The following is a 19,991-nucleotide window of genomic DNA, read 5'->3' as shown; positions in this document are numbered from 1 at the left end:
AAAAGCACCATTAAATCATCCGGTTTTTGGTGGTTCGGGCATCCTGGCCGCCTGGTAACTATGCATTTTCACACAGCATTTTCACACAGAGACCGCTTACTCGATTGCAAAACAGGGGGGCGATATGACGCGGCGATCGCCTCAATGGCCTTTCAAAACTTTCTTTAAAAACAAAACATGTCTTTAAAAAAAGGGATGAGGCTTGCCCTTCTGTATTCCCCCCACGGATTATCGTCACTCTATTAGAATGACGAATACCAGACGGGCAAGCCTCGAATTACCACTAGAATTGACTGCTCTTTATTGGGTAACCCCTTCACCCGTTAAGTTACACCAGAAATGATGGGTCTGACCGCCTTGTCGTTGTTACCTTTTCGATCTAATCTAGTTCGATTTTGTTACTTTTTTGGCGAGTCGTCATCCGCCAAATCGCCTAACCTGGATGTTGAAACTGTTACCGAGTTAATTTAAAACGCTCTATTCCCCTTGTCGGCTTTTTGACCATATTTTAGTCATTTTGTCAATAGAAAGGCGTAACAAATTGAGCGAGGGAATTGCAATGGCGAGCCGATCGCTTGTTACTGTTTGAGTTGAGATCCCTTGTAAGGCGCGCCTACTCGGGCGTTCGCGACACCGGACAAGCAGAGAAAGGCGAAGGATCCGACGAACCATTCCCGGCAGCTTTTAAGATAATTTCGCCCTGGGAACCCACGGTCCATTCCGTCGCCTCGATCGCGAAGGGGCTCCTTTGGAGCATCCCTCGCCGATTCTGGGTTTCCGGAGTCGCCGGGTTGGTAGTCTCTCGGAAATCTTCGCGCTCAGCCGTGGCGGGCGATCGCAAATCCCGCCAAGCCTGGTGACGTTGGAAGAGTTGAGTTGGATTTTCCGGCAAGCCGCCGCGTCCGGTCACCACAAACACGTTGCCGCTATCGGCGGCGCAACCCGTGGCAATTTGGTTGCTCGCATCCCGAACTTCCGAAGGGAACTCTACCAATCCCGCACTCGGATCCGCCTCGGGAGTTTCGATCTCGACCACGCCGCTAAACTCCGGGCCGAGTGCCGACGTCGCCGTAATATCGCTTTCGGGGGTTTGTCGGTCGCGAAATGCGGTTCCAAAAATCCCCGTGGCGTCGATGCTGACTCGTCCCCCCCGACCTTCGCGGGCGTTGGCGGTAATGTCGCTATTTTCGATCGCGGCGAGGGTTTCCGTGGCGATCGTGATGTTGCCGCCATTGGTATTCCCCGCATTCGTGGTAATCTGGCTGCCGCGGCGCAAAATAAAATCCGGCGCCTGCACCTGGATATTACCCCCAGTTCCAGCTACGGTCGCCGCATTGAGGGTGCCGCCGCGATCGAGGCGCACCGTTTGTGCGGCAATTTCTAAAGTTCCCGCCCCTCCAGACCCCAAACTACGCACGTCCAACGCCGCCCCCTCGCTAACATGCAATTCCGGCGTAAAAATCCGCAGGTCTCCCCCGTTCCCCGTCGCTTCCAATTGGGGTATGTCTGCCCGTCCCGAAGAGGTAGTCAATGACGTCGGCAAACCTGTAATCGCGGACGTCCCTCGTACCTCTAGAGACTCAGACGCACGAATTGTCAGGGTTCCGCCATCCCCGGCGCCCAGGGTCGCACTCGAAACGATCGCCCCGCCATCGACGACCATGCGTTTCGTGGTCACGATCAAATTTCCCGCAGGTAAATCCCCAAACGATGTGGTTCCCGGACCACTCGTATCAACGCCGTCGGCAGAAATCCCGGAAATTTCGACCGACTCACTGGTGTTGATGATAATATCGCCCCCTCGTCCCCCGCTAGTAATCACGTCGCTTCCGACTAATCCCCCGGTATTACTGACGATCAAGCCACCTTCACGGATGGTCAGCCGTCGGGCCAAAATGCGGATCTCCCCTGCGTCGCCCGTTCCCAAAATCGAGTTATTTAAAATCCCCGTCGGCAATAAATTCCCCGGAATGCTACGCACAATTTCTACCGTATCCGAGGCATTGAGTACCACATCCCCACCGGATCCGGATCCCAATAGGGTAGCACTAGAGACGACCGATCCATCCTCGATCGCGATCCGCGTAGCGTCTAAAAAAATATTGCCAGCCGCCCCACTATTGCCGATCGTGGTGGTCAGCAAGCCGGATGCGTTGGCGGCGATCGCCCCGTCGGCGCGGACTTCAATGTTCCCTCCGGCTGCGCCGCTAAAGGTCGGACTGAAGATTGAAGCGCCATTGAATAACTGCACCGACCCGCCACTCTCGATGATAATTTTTCCCGATTGTCCGCCGCCGTTTGTGGCAGTGAATACGCCGCCAATCAACGCGTCTGGTGGCAATTGCGCGGAGAGTGCCGCGCCGATTAACGTTTCAAACGATGCAAATCCCGTCCCGATCGCCGTAAAATCCTCCCGGGTATTGATGCTGATATTGCCGCCGTTGCCATTACCCAAGGCTCGATTGGAAATTGCCGCCGTTCCTTGTAGAAAAACGTTTCCGGCGTTCATTTCGATCGCTCCGGCGGCTCCATCTGCGGTGCTATCCCCAACTAAGAGCGTAAAGTTATCCGGATCGGCTCCACTTATCTGCACCGTTCCAGGGGCCTCGATCGTCAGGTCGCCCCCGCGTCCGGCACCCTCGGTTCCCGTCGCGACGATCGCCCCGTCCGCGAGGGTTAAGTTCGCGCCACTCAAGCGCAGATCGCCGCCGTTCCCCCCACCTTGGGTGCGTGTCGATAGGGTGGATCTACTCGCGATCGCGATGCTGTCGTTGCCCCGTAGGGTCATCGGTTCGCCGTCGCGATCGCCTGCCGTAATGGCTAACAGTTGGGAACCCCCACTAATCGCAATTTGACCGCCGACGAGTTGCATCGCTCCCCCGCCGCGTCCGCTCGTATTCAGGCGGGCGCCATCGCCGATCGCGATCGCCCCCCACTGTTCGACTCCCTCATAACCGAAGCTCCATCCCGAATCGGCGATCGCCAGCTCCACAAAACTACTGTCGCCGACGCTACCGAGTTCGATTCGTCCTTCCGGCGCGCCGAGCCTTCCCCCTTCTATACTTACATCGCCGCCAATCATCCCCAAAGTGCGACCGAAAGGCACTTGGAACCCTGCCGGATTCCCACTGCCCTCCGCCGCGATCGAGCGATGGACGATTGCCCCGGGATTGCTGCCGAACTGCAAACCGATGGGAACGGCGATCGACAGTAAGGCGCGATCCGAGTTCGGCCTCACCCCGAACTGACTGCCGTCCCCAAAGGCGATCGCCTCTGCCGAACTCGCCACGAACGACCCCCCCACATTCAAGCGCGCATTCGGCCCGAAGACGATTCCGGACGGATTGAGTAAAAATAAATTTGCCCCTCCCTTGGTTTGTAACAAGCCGTCGATTTCGGACAGCTTGCCCCCGGTCACTCGCGAAAAAATATTTTGTATATCTAAACCATTATTAAAAATTGCCGACTGTTGTGACGTGAGAGAAAACTCTTCAAAACTGTGAAATAAATTAGCCCCCGATCGAGTTCCGCCGTCGATCGCCATTTGATTTCCCTGGGGAGTAACGATCGTGTTTTGAGGCAAACTCCCATCGGGAATCACTTGAGCGATCGCCCCTGGAGAAAAAGCGAATAGGGATAACCACAGCCCAAATACCAGCTTCGGATGGCGGAATTGGGCGTAGGACAGATAAAACACGGTTCACTCTCCGATTGAGAAATAAGATATCAATCTGAAAGATTGGCGTTTGCCGTACTCTCGATCGTTTTTATCTGAAATTAGCTCAATTTCGGCTTGAAACTGGCGATCGATCGGTTCGGCAACCTTCCAACTTCATTCAAAACAATTGCAAAGCTTTATACAATAAAGTTATCCAATCTTTCCCAACGGCGATCGCCCTTTCCGGAAGGGGTACGGGCATTTTGCCCGCACCACAGATCCTGTCCTAACGCCGAACTCCCTAGCCCTTTAATCCCTCAACTAACTGGGCTTTCGCCGAGTCCAACGCCGCTTTTAACTGACTCGGATCTCGTCCGCCCGCTTGGGCTAAATTGGGACGACCGCCGCCACCGCCGCCGCAGAGTTTGGCGATTTGGCCGATAAATTTGCCCGCTTGTAAGCCTTTGGCGTTGACCTCTTTACTGAAGGCGGCGATCAAACTGACTTTTTCCGGGGTGGGAACCGACGCGAGAACCACTGCACCCTTGCCGAGTTTGGCGAGTAAGCGTTCCGCCGCCGTTTTGAGGGCATCCGGTTCGACGCCGTCGTCGAGTTGGGCGACTAAAATCTCAAACTCGCCGACGGATTCGGCTTGGGAAACCAGTTGGTCCGATTGGGCGATCGCCAATTGCGCTTTAACCGCGTCGAGCTCTTTCTGAGTCGCTTTCAGTTCGTTTTGCAAGTTGGTAATGCGGTCGGGAATTTCATCGGGTTTGACCTTAAATCGTTCGCTCAAATCCCGAACCACGCGATCGCGCACTTCCAGATAATCCAACACCGACGGTCCCGCGACCGCTTCGATCCGGCGAATTCCGGAAGCTACCCCGGTTTCGGACACGATCTTAAACGCCCCGATTTCCGCCGTATTGCGAACGTGGGTTCCGCCGCACAGTTCCATCGAAACCCCGGGAAAATCGATGGTTCGGACCTGTTCGCCATATTTTTCGCCGAACATGGCGATCGCCCCTTTCGCTTTCGCCTCGGCTAAGGGCATCACGGCGATTTGCGCTTCATGGGCTTCGGCAATCCACGTATTGATCTGGTCTTCCACTTGCTGCAACTCTTCCGGCGTCAGCGCCCGAGGACAGTTGAAATCGAAGCGGAGGCGATCGAATGCCACTAACGAACCCGCCTGAGAAATCGAGTCATCGACGAGTTTCTTTAACGCGGCTTGTAATAAGTGAGTGGCGCTGTGGTTCGCTTGGGCGCGACGGCGACAGGCACGATCGATCTGGGCGCTGACGGGTTCGCCCACCCGTAGGATTCCCCGTTCGACCCGCCCGAAATGCACGAAAATGTCCGATTCTTTCTTGACATCTTCGATGCGAACGACGACGGATTCCCCGGACAAATAGCCGCGATCGCCGATCTGGCCGCCGGATTCGGCATAAAACGGAGTTTTTGGCAAAATGACCTGCACTTCACTCCCCGTTTCCGCTTCTTCGACCGATTGCCCTTTAACTAGTACCGCTTCGACGTTCACCGTCGATTGCACTTCGCTGTAACCGAGGAACTCCGTCGGATGGATATGTTCGGCGAGTTTGTCCAAACTCCCTTGAACTGTGAGATCGATGGTTTCGTGGGCCGCTTGCGATCGCTGGCGCTGTTCTTCCATCGCCGCCTCGAAGCCCGCCAAATCCACACTCAGCCCGCTTTCTTCGGCAATTTCTTGGGTCAGTTCCAACGGGAAGCCGTAAGTATCGTAGAGGACGAACGCATCTCTTCCCGAAATTTGTGCGGGTTGACTGGCGAGAATTTCGGACAGGAGTTTTTCGCCGCGTTCGAGGGTTTCCAAAAACCGGGATTCTTCCCGTTCCAGTTCCCCTTTAATCGTCGCTTCTCGTTCGCGAACGTTGGGATAGGCGCTTTCGGACAGGGCGATCGCCGTTTCGGCGAGTTCGGCGGTAAAGGGTCTCGAAATCCCGATTAAACGCCCGTGACGGACGACGCGCCGGATTAAGCGCCGCAGGACGTAACCGCGCCCTAAATTAGATGCACTGACTCCGTCGGCGATCGTGTGGATGACGGCGCGCAAGTGGTCGCCGACCACTTTGAGGGATACTTTGGTTCGATCGTCGCTGTCGCCGTAGCGAATTCCGGCAATTTTGGCCGCCGCTTCGATAATTGGGAAAATTAAATCGGTTTCGTAGTTATTCGGGACTTTTTGCAGGATCTGCGCCATGCGTTCGAGTCCCAATCCCGTATCGATATTTTGATTCTGTAACGGGGTTAAGTTTCCTTCGGCGTCCCGGTTATATTGCATGAATACGAGGTTGTAAAACTCGATAAACCGGGTGTCGTCTTCGAGATCGATCGCCGCGTCTCCTTTGTCTGGGTGGAAGTCGTAGTAAATTTCCGAACACGGTCCACACGGTCCGGTCGGTCCGGACGCCCAGAAGTTATCTTTTTCTCCCATTCTCTGAATCCGATGGGCGGGGATCCCGATGTCGTCGCGCCAGATCCCGAAGGCTTCGTCATCTTCTCTAAAGACGCTGACGACGAGCCGTTCTGGAGGTAAGTTAAAGACTTTGGTGGACAGTTCCCACGCCCAGGCGATCGCCTCTTTTTTAAAGTAATCCCCGAAACTGAAGTTGCCCAACATCTCGAAAAAGGTGTGGTGTCTGGCGGTTCGCCCCACGTTTTCGATGTCGTTGGTTCGGATACATTTTTGCGAGGTGGTGGCGCGGGGAAAGTCGGGCGATCGCTGTCCTAAGAAAATTGGCTTAAATGGCAGCATTCCGGCGATCGTCAGCAATACGGTGGGATCTTCCGGAATCAGCGAAGCACTCGGCAGGATCTGATGTCCGCGTTTGGCGTAGAAGTCTAAAAATTTTTCTCGGATTTGTGCGCCTGTCAGAAACTCGGGAGAAGAAGCCATAACTGGGTGACAAGAGAACCTATTCTAACTATTTCTATTGTTTCTATTCTGACATTCCTTGGTCCGATCGCGTTTGTTCTCGCCGATGGGGACGGGTTGTTTGTGGGGCGATCGCCTTTTCTCCCCGTTCGACTGTTCCCCAGTCCGTGCAACCGTCAACAACAAAGCCCAGTAGTTCAAACTACCGGGCTTTTGCAAAGAACGCGGATAACCTCATAGACAATATCGATGGGGTTCGATCCTCGCCATCTTCGCCTTCGGGACGATTCTCCTCCGGAGACGCTACGCGATCGCGATCGAACCGATTTCAGCTTGTTTCCAGACTCACCGAACAATCCCGGCGACTACTCCCTCCCCGTCCGAGTTCGCACTGTTTTTCCAGGGCGATCGATGGCTTGACGGTGTTCGAAGCCGGGTTTAATTCTTGGACTTTCTCTGGAATGCTCTCGGATAAGGAAAGATTAAAAATCGATGCTGAAGCGATTGCTGAAACCGCCAAAATCGGTGTCAGCACAACCCTTATTCGTGAATGATTCATGAGTGCGATCTTCCTGGATAACGTTAACGATCGAGTGTTTGGAATTTATGGTTTTCTCAGAAAAAAAGAATTACCAAGCTCGTCTCGGACCTCTCGGACCGGGATAAGGTTTGATGGGTTCGTGTTTTCCAACTTGTCCGGCTTCTGCACTCCGATATTTTTCAACTGTAGAAAAATTGGCGGCTAAACTGACTAAGATACAAGTCAACAGCAAGATAGAAGCACTGATACGCATGAATAGAAATCCTCTCGCTTTTTACTTCTCTATACGGCGAGGAGAAATGGGCATCAGGATAAACTTGCAAGACAAATAAAATGCAAGAATGCAGTTAGTTTGAAATTGATTTTTCCGGATCGATCGCCTCGGAAATTGCAAGGAATGAAGGTCGGCGATCGCCCCAATCGAACGGTTAATAGCCGTTCCCGGCGATCGCGGGTGGAGTGTGGTGCTGAGGACTCCGCGATCGCCGTGTCGGTGGCGGCTCAATCTGGCTGAAATGTGAAGGTGAAATGTAAAGTTTAGTAACGGTTGCTTGGTGCTTTCTCAGAGTCGTGCTACTTTAATATTCAAGCACCTCAAAGAAGTCTTGAATATCGCTGAAGTTCAAGCACGGAAATGGAGGACGAAGGCATCGAGGTGTTTCGGCCTGAAGTCCGATCGCAGTGGCTCTGAAAGGGGCTGAGGCTGGGTTCGTCCGGCGGCAAGGTGAGGTTAAAGTCAAGCCTCGATCGGCTGGGTGTAAAAGCTCGGTTTACTTGCTACGATTGCTGCGGTTCTTGTCAACTAGAGTTGTTTTTTGTAAAACCAGAAGGTTCATTTTCAGGTTACTTATTCTTCTGAGCAATCCTTTGCTAACTTCTTAAGTGGGTCTTGCGATCGCGGCAAGACCCCCATTGTTTTTTTTGGTGTTTTTTTTGGGAACTACTCCCGGGTCGCCGACCAGGGGATTGCCGGATCGCCTGCCAGTTCGAGAGCGACGGCGAACGCCCCAAAACGGTTGAGATGACTCGGATCGGCGAAATATTCCACCCGAGTCGGCCACAACTGACTCAAATCGCGAAAGATAAAGTTGTGTTCGGCAGCCAAACGCTGCATTTGGTCGCGGAACAGACGTTCGGCGTCCGATCGAGTCGGGTCTAAATAGTCTTGAGTTAACGGTAAATTGACGATGACGAGGGGGATCTGCTCGGCTTCGCTGAAGCGGGCGATCGCCCGGAGTGCGCTTTGTTGCTCTCCTTGCAAACTAAAAGCAGCATAATCGCCGTCGTAGCGTCCCGGAACCCGGGGAAAAGTTTGATAGTACGTAGCTGGATCGTAGCGATCGGTCACCGGAAAAAAGCCCGTCGGTTGCAAGTGTTCCGCCAGTTGTCCGGACATCACCGCGTCCAAAGTCGGCAACGGCGGGGGCGGTTCGGCGGGTTCGCCGCCCAACCAGCTCATTTCTTGTTGTCGTTCTTGATAAGTTTCCCGAAGTTCGGTTCCCACCAGGCTCAACCAACCGCGCACGGCTTGATAACTCGTCGCCAGCATCTCCCGGGGATCGTCGCTGGGGGTGACGACGATCGCCTTCGTCTCCGTCGGGGAGATCGCATTTACCCGTGCCACTTCTACGGGGGGCGCTGGCAATGATAAGGGGCGATCGCCTCGGGACAAGCGTTCGTATCCCGCAGAAGAAACGATCGCCTCGTAGGTGCGATCGCGCCGACCGCTATTGAAGGCGCGCACTCCATCGGCCCAGAGAATCAAGTTGGGTAACTGTTCCGGGGTGAAAATGTCGCGCAGTAAAACATCGATCGCCTGGGCGGTGGCGCCATTGATCCCGAAGTTAAACACTCGCACTCCGGGATAGCCGTGATGGGCGAGGGCTTGTTCCAGGGCGATCGGATCGATTCCCTGGAGCGATCGCGAACTGCCGACAATCAAAACATCCGGCGGCCCCGATTCCTCTAACAACTGCTGGTAAAGGCGCAATTGAGCGTCGAGGCGATCGCTGTTAAAGCTGGGAAACGGCCCAGCAGGCTTGGACTGGCTTGCAGTCTCTTCGGAAAAGGTCGGTCTCGGTTGGGCCGCGAGGCGATCGCCCGGGGCGCCGACGACTACAGCACAGAGCAATCCGACCGAGATCGGCGCAAATCGTTTCATAACCCAGGGCCTACGATCGTTCAAAGACATCTTTTATGGAGTTGCAAGCGGATTTACAAGGCAGCCAGCACGAAAACCGGAGATCCCGAAAACTGTCAACATCGATCGACAGCGAGACCGGACGACGGACCGAGCGCGCGATCGCCATTCTCTCCCCTGCCATTGTAGGATGACCACGCTGAATTGACCTCAATGGGGGGCGATCGCCCTACGAACATCGACCCTCGATCGAGTGGCATCGGTCGCTTAGAAAAAAATCATCGAAGGCAACCGTAAATTTACTTAATTTTTTTGTTTAAATATTGCATTTTATTACAACTAGATACATTTTGCGATCGCCCAGTGCTCAACGATCTCCGTCAAACCCCCGAGCCAACGAAGCTAGCGTCCCTAGAGCAAAATCCCCAGCCCGCCAAAAAAAAGTCAAAAAATTTTGCCAATTGTGCAGAATCTTCACAAGTTTTTCACAACTACCGTCTAACGTTAGAAGTAACCAAGGTTCATACCTGTTCGTGACTTGCTTTAAAACCCGATTTCAAAACCGCTAGCCAGTGTTTTAATATCTTTTAAATTTCGCCTTCTTGTTTTAAATACCTGCTGGCTGGCTTATAACAACCCAAGACCCAGACCCCTCAAAGGTCTGGGTCTCATATTTTGGGCAGGTTTTGGACGGGCGACCCCGGGAACTAGCCGACGAGACGGCGCATCATGCTGTTGGCTTGGGAAGCGTAACCCCCCCCAAATAAATTGAAGTGGTTGATGATGTGGTAGAGGTTGTAAAGGGTTTTGCGCTCCGCATAGCCCGCAGCCAACGGCCAGACCTCGTTATAGCCCTGGTAAAACGCACCGGAGAAGCCGCCGAACAGTTCCGTCATCGCCACGTCCACCTCGCGATCGCCGTAATAGGTCGCCGGATCGAAAATCACGGGTTCGCCGTCCGCCGTCGCCGACGCATTGCCGCCCCACAGATCGCCGTGAACCAGAGACGGTTGGGGGTCGTGACCGGCGAGCAAATCCGGGATGGCCTCTACGAGGCGATCGCCCAACGGAAAACTGCCCCCCTTCCGACGGGCTAAGTCCAATTGGTAACCGATGCGGCGAACCGCCCAAAACTCGGCCCAATCGTCCGTCCAGGGATTGAGCTGGGGGGTCGAGCCGATCGTATTATCCCGATCCCAGCCGAATTTTGACCCGACGGATTCCCGGTGGAGGCGGGCGAGTTGCCGCCCCATTCGAGCCGCCACCTGGGAGCCTCCCCCACCGAGATCCAACCATTCGAGGACGATATAGGCGGAAGACCCAGAAACCCCAGTACAAATGGGTTTGGGAACGCGAATCGTTTGGGTTTCCCACATTTGTTCGAGTCCTAAAGCTTCGGCTTCAAACATAGAAAGACCCGAAGCGCTGTTGAGTTTGACGAAGTAGGCGCGATCGCCACTGCCGAGACGGTATCCTTGATTGATACAGCCGCCGCCGACCGAACGGCGATCGCTCGCCTCAAAAGCCTCTCCCGTAACTTCGCCAATTTGCCGGACAATCTTATCCCACATGATCGTTGCTACTCAAAACTGCCGTCATTCGGGCTTCATTGTCGATCGATTTGCGCCCCGTGTGAACGGTTGACCTACTCGGCGGGACGATCCAAGGCTTTCAGCAACGCCCCGCCCATGGCTTTACATCCCACGGCAGTCATGCCTTCCGACATGATATCCCCGGTGCGATAGCCCTCATCGAGAACTTGCAACACGGCTTTTTCAATTTTTGAAGCCGCCTCCGGCTGGTTCAAGCCGTAACGTAGCATCATCGCCGCACTGAGAACTTGGGCGAGGGGATTGGCGAGATCGCGCCCGGCAATATCCGGCGCCGACCCGTGGACGGGTTCGTAGACCCCCGGACCGGAAGCGCCGATACTGGCGGACGGTAACATCCCGATACTGCCCGTGAGCATGGCGGCGGCGTCGGAGAGAATATCGCCGAAGAGGTTTCCCGTAACGATCGTGTCGAACTGTTTGGGCTGGCGAACTAACTGCATGGCGGCATTGTCTACGTAGAGATGAGACAGTTCGACATCGGGATAGTCGGCGGCGATCGCCGTGACGCGATCGCGCCATAATTGAGAAACATCGAGGACGTTGGCCTTATCCACAGAACAGAGTTTGCGTTGGCGCTTGCGGGCCGTTTCAAAAGCAACTCGGGCGATGCGATCGATTTCCGATTCCGTATACGCCATCGTATTGACGCCCCGTTTTTCCCCGGTTTCGGTCTCGAAAATCCCTTTCGGCTGACCGAAATACACCCCCCCCGTCAGTTCGCGAACCACCATAATATCGACCCCTTCGACGACGTCGCGCTTCAAACTCGACGCATCGACGAGCTGGGGTAGAATCGTGGCGGGGCGTAGGTTAGCGAACAAGTCCAGTCCCGCACGCAAGGCCAGCAATCCGGTTTCCGGGCGTTGGTGGCGCGGCAAGTTGTCCCACTTGTAACCGCCGATCGCGGCCAGCAGCACCGCGTCACTGCGACGACAAGTCTCTAGGGTGGCTGCCGGGAGGGGTTCTCCGGTCGCGTCAATGGCAGCACCACCGATGGGGGCTTCTTCAAACTGAAACTGGAGGTCGTGTTGCGGGCCGATGGCGTTGAGAACCTCTACCGCCACTGCCATAATTTCAGGGCCGATTCCGTCACCGGGCAACAGGGTAATGCGGTAGTTCTGGGTCATGATGGAGTTATAAAATCTTGCAAATTACTAATGATACCTGGGAAAGGGTCGTCCAAAAGTGTTGGATTGTATTTGAGAATTTCAATTTTGAGGGAATCGGAGTCAAGCGATGGGATTTAAGAAAATTTTAGTGGCGATCGCGCGATCGCCCGAAGCGGATCGAGTCTTCGAGACGGCGTTGACTTTAGCCCGTCAGGAAGGCGCGAATTTATACGTTTTTCACTGTCTCGGGGTCGGCCCGGTGACCCTCGGACCGGGGGCGGACCTCTATGGAGAAGGGGCGGTCAATTCGGCTCAAGTGCAACAAGAGGTGATTAAAAAAGAAATGGAAGATGTCGAGAAATGGTTGCACGAGTATCGCAAACAGGCGCGCGGTTTGGGCATTCCCGCACAATTCGAGTATCAAATCGGCGATGCGGGGTGGTGGATTCGCGAAATTGCCAGCCGTTGGGGGGCCGATTTAGTCGTGGTGGGCCGTCACGGGCGATCGTCCCTCGCCGAATTCTTCCTCGGTAGTGTCAGCAATCATGTTCTGCACCACGTCAAATGTTCGGTTTTGGTGGTGCAAGGGGAGGCAGAATCGGGAATCGAGAATCGGGAATCGCTCTCATAGACCTTTGAGCAAATCGTTTGGCAACCTGGTTAAAAGAACCTTCATTTAAGGAGTTTTACCGAGTTTTTTCCTGATGATGAACAAAGGTCTAATCTGAACTTTCTCCTCTGGCGGTCGGTCATTTTTACCCCTTGGAGCAGATGTTGATATTTTTGGCGATCGCCGCGATCGCCGTTGTTTTCAATTTTGATAACCAAGCCATGTTAAAACCTATCCTTTCCGCCACAATTTTAGGATTTGCAACCTTTTTACCCCTCGTTTCCGTGGCGCAAGCTGCACCAGAATATAACTGCAACACTCGGGAAGTGTGGACCCCCGAAAAACGGATTTGGTGTCAGGCATTAGAACAGTATCGAACCAGCAATTTTTATCAAAATAATCCGGACGATACCCAGATCCGCGATCGCTTTATTGCCGGATATAAAAGTGGCTTGCACGATGCCGTCACGATTGGCAATCCGACGATCGCCCAACCGCCAACCGGGGCGAGCGAAGCCGATTTAGCCTATAGTGATGGCTATCTTGCCGGATTTCAAGCCCACGCCAGCGATCGCGCCAATCCTCGGGCGATCGAGGGGTCTTGTCGTCAGGTGAATACGGACAATGACCCGCTCAATCTACGCAAACGTCCGACGACGGATTCGGAAATTATCGGCACCTTACCCCGAGATGCGGTCGTTTATATCCTCGATCCTCCGGATAATAATTGGGTGCCGATTTCGACCACGGGAGTCGAACTCGACGGTTACGTTTATGCCCCATATTTGCGCTATTGCGATTCGGAAGCGGGAGGAGAGCAGCCCGTTTTAAGCGATCGGGTTTATGGAGAGTGCGGCGATCGCTCTTGTGAGGAATTGTTGAGTGAATTAAAGCAGATTTGGCCGGAACAAACCCGTCAATATCTAGAGGAATGTCCCTCGGATCGTGCCTTCTCTTTACAAGTTTTTCAAAACACCAACGAAAGCCGTAAAGTGTTGTGGAGCTGTTGGGAAAAAGACTTAGAAGAAAATGGCGATCGCTACGGCGAACCTTTGGGGTTACTGCCCTTTCCCGGGGAAGAACGAGAATTTTTAGCCGCATGGCCCGAGGTCGAACCCTATTCCCAAGTATGGCAAGAACGCGAACCGGAAGAAGTGGCGACGATTCGGTTTAAATGTGCCACCGAAGGGGGAAGTTTGAATTTATTAGTCACCGAGGCGGGCGATCGTGTCAAAGCCGAATGTTATTTTCAAGCAGGCGTTATCTTAGTCGATGCCAATCAAGATTTCGTCTCCGACGGCGAACTCAATCGCGGTGCTTCCGTCGGTCCGGTTCTCGGGACATTCGAGCTAGATTGACACGCCTCCCCTTTAGGAAGGATCCAGGTTACGAAAGGTTTGCCACCATCGGTTTAACGGGAAGTAAACCACCGGAGCCCAAAGGCTGCTCAAAATTGCCGAAGCGAGGGCGAGGGGTTGGTGAGTCGTCCAAATTTCACTCAACGTCCGCACTCCCGTGAGGCTGAATTGGAGCGCCAAGATCGTTTCCGCCAACAGGGCCATACCGAAAACGACCAAAGCCACGGAAATAAAATCTTCTTGGAGATATTTTTGTTTTTCCAAGCGGGCCGTCAACAGACCGACGACCGCCAAACTAATCGCGTGGGTGGGTTCGGCGGAGGTCATGGCGTCTTGAAGCCATCCCACCACCAACCCGGCAACGATTCCTTGCCAGGGCTTGCGTTTGAGGCTCCAAGCCACGACCCAAATCAAGGCCCAATTGGGTGAAATGCCGAGCAGTTCGAGACCCGGCAAGCGCGTGGGCAACATTAACAAACACAGAAACAGGGAGCCGACCACGATCGCCGCATTGAGCAATCTCAGCGAACTGGTCGGCCAATAGGATAAATTCCTCATGTCATCCTTGTTCTCGCTCTGGTGGTTCCGGAGTCCCTTCCAGGGGGGGCAATTCTTCCGTTTCTTGGTGGGGATAGACGACGACCCACTCCAAGGAACTCAAGGGAGCTGATAATTCGATCACCGCTTCCGGCGCCGGACTTTTATTGAGATCGACGCTCTCCACGCGACCGACGGACAATCCGGAAGGGAAGATCCGACTGTAAGAGGAGGTGGCGACCACGTCTCCAGTTTTGACGTCGGGCACTTTGTCGAAAAACTCGACCACGGCGCGGTTGGCGGCTTTCCCGCGCATGACGCCCATAAAGCGACTGCGGCTGATCGTCACCCCCAAGCGAGAACTCGGATCGCTAATTAATAGAACGCGACTGGTATGGGGGGTTACTTCCATCACTCGTCCGACGACCCCGCCCGGGCTGGTGACGATGTAATTTTTTTGAATCCCTTCCTCACTGCCGCGCCCGATAATCACTTGGCGCCACCAGTGATCCGCACTGCGACCGACAACCGGGGCGACAATGCCTTCTTGTTTCTGGTCGGAAACGTAATCGAGGAGTTTTTTGAGCTTTTGATTTTGGGCTTCGAGTTCGACGACGCGCTGTTCGAGTTCGGCGACTTTGGCGTTGGTCAGTTGCTCTTGAGAAGTCGGTTCGGACTGGAAGGGACGAGTCACCACTTGATAGACCTCAAAGATGGCGGCCCCTTGGGTATAACGAACGAAGAGGGCAGCGCTCACCGTCAGGCCCACTAAGGCGACGTGCAAACCATGCCGATCCCACCAGCGACGTAATGTGTACATGGATAGTCTTTAGAGTCTCAACTTGCAGAAGGGTTCCTCCCGATCGCGGGCGATCGCGGGGAATTACATCGTTCTCGAACGACCGCTAAAGACACGCTCTAGCTGTTTGAAGTTTTCCAAAACGCGACCCGTTCCCAAGACTACACAACTGAGCGGGTCGGCAGCAACGTGAGTGACGATTCCGGTTTCGTGACTGATCAGGGTGTCGAGTCCTTTTAATAAGGCACCGCCTCCCGCCAACATGATGCCGCGATCGATAATATCTGCTGCCAGTTCCGGGGGAGTGCGTTCTAAGGTTCGCTTGACCGCTTCGACGATCACCGCCAGGGGTTCGGCCATACTTTCGCGAATTTCGGGTCCTTTGATCGTCACCGTTCGCGGTAAGCCGGAGAGCAAGTGCAGACCTCTAACTTCCATGACCGCATCGTCATCTTCGTGGGTCGGATACGCCGAACCGATTTGAATTTTAATTTCTTCGGCGGTCCGTTCCCCGATGACGAGGTTGTGAACTTTCTTCATGTACTGGGAAATCGATTCGTTGAGTTCGTCCCCAGCCACGCGAACGGATTCGCTGAGTACGGTCCCTTGCAAACTCAACACCGCGACCTCGGTGGTTCCGCCGCCGATATCGACGATCATGTTTCCGGTCGGTTCGGCGACGGGCAGTCCGGCGCCGATCGCCGCCGCTACGGGTTCGTCGATCAAATACACGTCGCGCGCCCCCGCTTGAGATGCGGCTTCCATCACGGCGCGCCGTTCCACCCCGGTGACGCCACTCGGAATCCCGATCACGATCCGCGGCGACACCAAGGCTCTCCCTTCGTGAACGCGACTGATGAAGTGCTTGAGCATTAACTCGGCAGTGTCGAAGTCGGCAATTACGCCATCGCGAAGGGGGCGCAAGGCGATTACATTTCCGGGCGTCCGACCCAGCATTTTTTTAGCATCTTCACCGACGGCTAAGGGGATTTTTTCATCTTTATCAATGGCAACGACGGAAGGTTCTTGAAGGACAATACCTTTACCAGATACATATACTAGAGTGTTGGCGGTACCGAGATCGATACCCATGTCCCGAGATAAGGAAAAGCGATTGAAAAGACCCACTCGTTTCTACGCCCCCAAAATTGCAATGCTATGCGACGACAATGTAACAGAAATGTTGACCGAGTTGGATTCTATTACGTTTTCTCCTCTGAGTCTAGTCAGAGAGGCAGAATTGTATCGATTACCTAACCCGGTTGTCTCCCCACTATAATCCCTAGGACTTTCCGGGCAATCCGGAGAGAATCGACCGGGTTATGCGATCGCCAGTGGGGTTGCACGCCCGTCCCTCGTAAGCTTCCAAGAATCACAACGGCGCTCTTAAAAATGCCCCTTGCGCCACCGTTCCCCCATCGTCCTCACCGTTTACAGACTGGCTCGAATCTGTTCGACTTGCGCTGAAGTCTTACGGAGACGCGATCGCCCGTTCTCGATGGTTTTGAACTGGTTTTTTTCCGCCTTCTCAAAGGGCTTTTTGGCTCGAATTTAAGCTTTTTATTTTAAGTTGCACGAATACTGTTGAGAATGGATTTCTTTCGGCTCGATAAAAATGAGGGTGAAATCGCCGAGGGTTAAGATAAAATCTCGCGATCGCCCCTCGATTTCAAGCAGGGAACTCCCCTCCCTCGCTCCCTTAAACCTCCCAGGAAAACCATCGGACGATCGCCCGTCCTCTCCCTCGGCGCCACGGGCAATTCTCCTGGGGATGACCCTACGGGAACTCTCCAGGATCCAAACCGTACTCCCGTGACCCGCTCTCGTTCCGACGGTCGGATCGGGCGATCGCTCCAGATGCGATCGCGGGCGATCGGTGTAACCTCCAACCATAGCAAATCCCTAAGTTCTCTGTTAGTCTAGATCCGAATCGAATTGTCATCTTAATTCCGCGCCAAACTTCGATCGGTTGGACAGAATTCAGTTGCATTTCGATCGCCCAATTGTCATTAAAATTACTTGTTTTTCCGAGTATGAGTCTTAATGTTGTCACCTTAGTCGGTCGAGTCGGAATGGACCCCGACGTTAGATATTTTGAATCGGGAACCGTTAAATGTCGTTTGACCTTAGCAGTCAATCGCCGCACTCGCCATAGTGACGAACCGGATTGGTTCAACTTAGAACTGTGGGGGAAAACCGCAGAAGTTGCGGCCAATTACGTTCGCAAAGGCAGTTTAATTGGCGTCACTGGAGCGTTAAAATTCAATCATTGGATCGATGCGACGACCAAAGCCGAACGCTCCTCACCAGTTATCAAAGTAGACCGTCTCGACTTGCTCGGTTCCAAACAAGATAACGAGCGATCGATGGCATCGTCAAACGCCTATTCTAATTATGAAGACGATGAATTTTAAACTCGCCGCCGTGGAGCGCGATCGATGAATTACTGGCTGCTTAAAACCGAACCTAGCGATTATAGTTACGGCGATTTAGAACGCGATCGCCACACCGTTTGGGATGGGGTAAAAAACAACTTAGCGCTCAAAAATTTACGCCAGATCCAACCGGGAGATTTGGCCTTAATTTACCACACCGGAAAAGAACGGCGAGCGGTGGGAATTGCTAAAATTACCAGCCCCCCTTATCCCGACCCCAAGCTCGACGATCCCAAACGCACGGTCGTCGATCTCGAAAGCGTTCGTCCCCTCAAGCATCCCGTCAGTTTAGCGCAAATTAAAGCTGACCAAAACTTCGATCGATTTGACTTAGTTCGCCTTCCTCGCCTGTCGGTGATGTCGGTCGATCCGGTGTATTGGCAGCGTATTTTAGAATGGGCGGGAGAACCCGGAGAGAACGGGTGAATTTTCAGGCGATCGCCTCTTAACTTCTAAATTTTCAGGCGATCGCCCTCGGTTTAAATTGGTTAAAATAAATCATTACTTGACTTAAAATAACATTGTGGGCGAGATTTACCTCGTCAATCAAAAATGGCGTATCACCTATCTGCCGCCAAATTACAAACCTATCAAACTTGCCCGAAATCGTACTATTTTAAATACGAACGCGGGTTACCCGGTGGGGGATTTGGCAAATCTCAAGCATTAGGAACCTCTTTACATAAAGCCTTAGCGCAAATTTATCAAGACTGGGACTATCTCCAGCCGATGCCCAGTTTTGAATGGCTGGAATATTGCTGGCAAAATCATTCTCAAGATCTCGATCCGAGCCAGTTTCGCGAAGGTCTGACGATTTTAAAAAACTATTACGATCGCTTCATGACCGAGTTACCGAGCTTGCGCCGTCCCCTCGCCGTAGAAGGAAAAATACAAGCTCCTTGGTTTCTAGATAATATCGAATTTACCTTGTCCGGACGCTACGATCGCCTCGACTGGTTGGGAGACGATCTCGAACTAATCGATTATAAATCAACTAAAGAAATTAAATCCCTCGATTCAAAGCGGATCGACCTCCAACTGGGATTGTACGCGATCGCCCTCCAACATATTTACAATTGTCGCTTAAAAAAACTGAGTTTAATTTATTTGCGAACGGGAGATAAGATCGAATTTGAAGTGACCCCAGAACATGACAGGCGGGTCCGTCAAACGATCGCCAAAATGGCCAAACAATTGCGCGGCGAACGGGAGTGGAAACCGCATCAAACCAAAGCTTGCGATCGCTGTCAGTATTCCCGCTATTGTCCCGCTATTCACGCCGAACCCGACCCGTTACCAGAAAGCGCCAAACCCGAGAGAGAGTTACAATTAACCCTAGATTTGTAACTGCATCGGTCATGGGGCGATCGCCCGGTCGTCAACCCTAAATCCGAGGAAAGGAGAGAATCGACCTCCTCCCTGGGGAGCGAACGGGGTTGAGAACCGTTCTAAAAATCGATCTGGAAATTCGGCGATCGCTCGGATAAGATAAGGCGTAATTCGATCGCCGATCGAGCGATCGAACGTTCTTATAATAAGCCAAAAATCTTAATGATGAAACCAAAATTGAGCCAACCGATCGCGATCGCCGTCCTTTCTTTAGTCGCTTGGTTGGGAGTCGTTCCCCTCCCCGAGACCGCCACCGGAAGCGCGCGTGCAACCGAGATTTCGAGCGCCGCGATCGCCCAACTCTCCGACCGCGAACGGGACCAATTAAACCGGGGTCAGGCGATCGTTACAGGGGAAAAAGGTTCCTATGTCGCTAAAGTTTTAATTCCCGCAGGACAAGCAACCGTATGGGAAGTTTTGACCGATTATCGTAACTTTTCTCGCTTTCTTCCCAACGTAGTTTCTTGTCAAGTTTTAGAAGCAACGGGAAATCAAACCACGATCGAACAAATTGACGAACGTCAAGTGTTCGGATTGGGGGTGCGATCGCGCATCAAAACCGTCAATATCAAAACCCCACAAACCCGCATTGACTTCCGTCAAATCGAGGGAGATTTAACCCGTTTAGAGGGATATTGGACCATCGAAACCGTCACCACCTCCCCCGGCGATCGCTTCGTTCTGCTCACTCAAGTCGTACAAGCGCAACCCAATGACAGTACGCCAAAAGGGATTTTTTACAGCATATTTCAAGATGCCTTAGCCGATACCCTCGGCGCCTTACGACAAGAAGCGATCCGGCGTTCGTGAAGCGACGCCAACGGCGTATCGTGAATTCCTAAAAGTGCCTGAATTGAGTCTCGGGAATTGTCGTTCCTCGATCGA

Annotated in this window: 18 protein-coding genes; 8 read left to right on the top strand and 10 right to left on the bottom strand. The window is 53.4% G+C overall.

Going from position 1 to position 19,991, the window contains the following annotated elements:
• Positions 1-613: 613 nt before the first annotated feature.
• On the bottom strand, positions 614-3,697 hold the full coding sequence (locus HCG48_RS13925) for a two-partner secretion domain-containing protein (RefSeq protein WP_168569699.1): 3,084 nt from the start codon (positions 3,695-3,697) through the stop codon (positions 614-616).
• Between the two features lie 262 nt (positions 3,698-3,959).
• Complete coding sequence (gene alaS, locus HCG48_RS13920; protein WP_168569698.1) at positions 3,960-6,596, bottom strand: alanine--tRNA ligase; 2,637 nt, start codon at positions 6,594-6,596, stop codon at positions 3,960-3,962.
• A gap of 395 nt (positions 6,597-6,991) precedes the next feature.
• Here alaS and HCG48_RS13915 point away from each other — a divergent pair, with 395 nt between their 5' ends.
• Complete coding sequence (locus HCG48_RS13915) at positions 6,992-7,129, top strand: hypothetical protein (protein WP_168569697.1); 138 nt, start codon at positions 6,992-6,994, stop codon at positions 7,127-7,129.
• Between the two features lie 75 nt (positions 7,130-7,204).
• On the opposite strand, the gene HCG48_RS13910 is transcribed toward HCG48_RS13915, so the two are convergent.
• Positions 7,205-7,369, bottom strand: a complete 165-nt coding sequence (locus HCG48_RS13910) for a hypothetical protein (protein WP_168569696.1) — start codon at positions 7,367-7,369, stop codon at positions 7,205-7,207.
• 105 nt (positions 7,370-7,474) lie between these two features.
• Between HCG48_RS13910 and HCG48_RS13905 the strand changes: the two genes are divergently transcribed.
• On the top strand, positions 7,475-7,630 hold the full coding sequence (locus HCG48_RS13905) for a hypothetical protein (RefSeq protein ID WP_210437034.1): 156 nt from the start codon (positions 7,475-7,477) through the stop codon (positions 7,628-7,630).
• Between the two features lie 426 nt (positions 7,631-8,056).
• Here HCG48_RS13905 and HCG48_RS13900 read toward each other — a convergent pair whose 3' ends face one another.
• From HCG48_RS13900 to leuB, 3 genes are all read right to left on the bottom strand, one after another.
• Complete coding sequence (locus HCG48_RS13900) at positions 8,057-9,277, bottom strand: hypothetical protein (RefSeq protein WP_168569694.1); 1,221 nt, start codon at positions 9,275-9,277, stop codon at positions 8,057-8,059.
• Between the two features lie 686 nt (positions 9,278-9,963).
• Positions 9,964-10,827 (bottom strand): fructosamine kinase family protein, encoded by an 864-nt coding sequence (locus HCG48_RS13895; RefSeq protein ID WP_168569693.1) that lies wholly within the window; start codon positions 10,825-10,827, stop codon positions 9,964-9,966.
• A 74-nt stretch (positions 10,828-10,901) separates the two neighbouring features.
• Positions 10,902-11,996 carry a 3-isopropylmalate dehydrogenase gene (leuB, locus tag HCG48_RS13890; RefSeq protein WP_168569692.1) on the bottom strand — a complete coding sequence of 365 codons (1,095 nt, stop codon included), beginning with the start codon at positions 11,994-11,996 and terminating at the stop codon, positions 10,902-10,904.
• A 109-nt stretch (positions 11,997-12,105) separates the two neighbouring features.
• Between leuB and HCG48_RS13885 the strand changes: the two genes are divergently transcribed.
• Together HCG48_RS13885 and HCG48_RS13880 are read left to right on the top strand one after the other, a co-directional pair.
• Positions 12,106-12,609 (top strand): universal stress protein, encoded by a 504-nt coding sequence (locus HCG48_RS13885; protein ID WP_168569691.1) that lies wholly within the window; start codon positions 12,106-12,108, stop codon positions 12,607-12,609.
• A 140-nt stretch (positions 12,610-12,749) separates the two neighbouring features.
• Positions 12,750-13,946 (top strand): SH3 domain-containing protein, encoded by a 1,197-nt coding sequence (locus HCG48_RS13880; protein WP_168569690.1) that lies wholly within the window; start codon positions 12,750-12,752, stop codon positions 13,944-13,946.
• A 12-nt stretch (positions 13,947-13,958) separates the two neighbouring features.
• On the opposite strand, the gene mreD is transcribed toward HCG48_RS13880, so the two are convergent.
• The 4 genes from mreD to HCG48_RS13860 all read right to left on the bottom strand — a co-directional run bounded on the left by mreD (position 13,959) and on the right by HCG48_RS13860 (position 17,175).
• Complete coding sequence (mreD, locus tag HCG48_RS13875) at positions 13,959-14,504, bottom strand: rod shape-determining protein MreD (protein WP_168569689.1); 546 nt, start codon at positions 14,502-14,504, stop codon at positions 13,959-13,961.
• A 1-nt stretch (position 14,505) separates the two neighbouring features.
• Positions 14,506-15,303 carry a rod shape-determining protein MreC gene (mreC, locus tag HCG48_RS13870; protein ID WP_168569688.1) on the bottom strand — a complete coding sequence of 266 codons (798 nt, stop codon included), beginning with the start codon at positions 15,301-15,303 and terminating at the stop codon, positions 14,506-14,508.
• Between the two features lie 63 nt (positions 15,304-15,366).
• Complete coding sequence (locus HCG48_RS13865; RefSeq protein ID WP_168569687.1) at positions 15,367-16,374, bottom strand: rod shape-determining protein; 1,008 nt, start codon at positions 16,372-16,374, stop codon at positions 15,367-15,369.
• Positions 16,375-16,842: 468 nt separating this feature from the next.
• Positions 16,843-17,175 (bottom strand): hypothetical protein, encoded by a 333-nt coding sequence (locus HCG48_RS13860; RefSeq protein ID WP_168569686.1) that lies wholly within the window; start codon positions 17,173-17,175, stop codon positions 16,843-16,845.
• A gap of 140 nt (positions 17,176-17,315) precedes the next feature.
• On the opposite strand from HCG48_RS13860, the gene HCG48_RS13855 reads away from it, so the two are divergent.
• The 4 genes from HCG48_RS13855 (at position 17,316) to HCG48_RS13840 (ending at position 19,916) form a co-directional block, all read left to right on the top strand.
• Positions 17,316-17,696, top strand: coding sequence for a single-stranded DNA-binding protein (locus tag HCG48_RS13855; protein ID WP_168569685.1), 381 nt, complete (start codon positions 17,316-17,318; stop codon positions 17,694-17,696).
• A gap of 24 nt (positions 17,697-17,720) precedes the next feature.
• On the top strand, positions 17,721-18,143 hold the full coding sequence (locus HCG48_RS13850) for an EVE domain-containing protein (protein WP_168569684.1): 423 nt from the start codon (positions 17,721-17,723) through the stop codon (positions 18,141-18,143).
• Positions 18,144-18,269: 126 nt separating this feature from the next.
• A complete protein-coding gene (locus HCG48_RS13845) occupies positions 18,270-19,064 on the top strand; it encodes a RecB family exonuclease (protein WP_168569683.1) in 795 nt (264 codons plus the stop codon).
• Between the two features lie 204 nt (positions 19,065-19,268).
• The gene (locus HCG48_RS13840) at positions 19,269-19,916 is read left to right on the top strand and encodes an SRPBCC family protein (RefSeq protein ID WP_168569682.1); all 648 of its coding nucleotides are present in this window, start codon (positions 19,269-19,271) and stop codon (positions 19,914-19,916) included.
• Positions 19,917-19,991: the final 75 nt, after the last annotated feature.

Source organism: Oxynema aestuarii AP17 (genome assembly GCF_012295525.1).
GTDB lineage: Bacteria > Cyanobacteriota > Cyanobacteriia > Cyanobacteriales > Laspinemataceae > Oxynema > Oxynema aestuarii.
The sequence above is the reverse complement of the archived record's forward strand: the minus strand, read 5'-3'. Positions and strand labels throughout refer to the sequence as shown.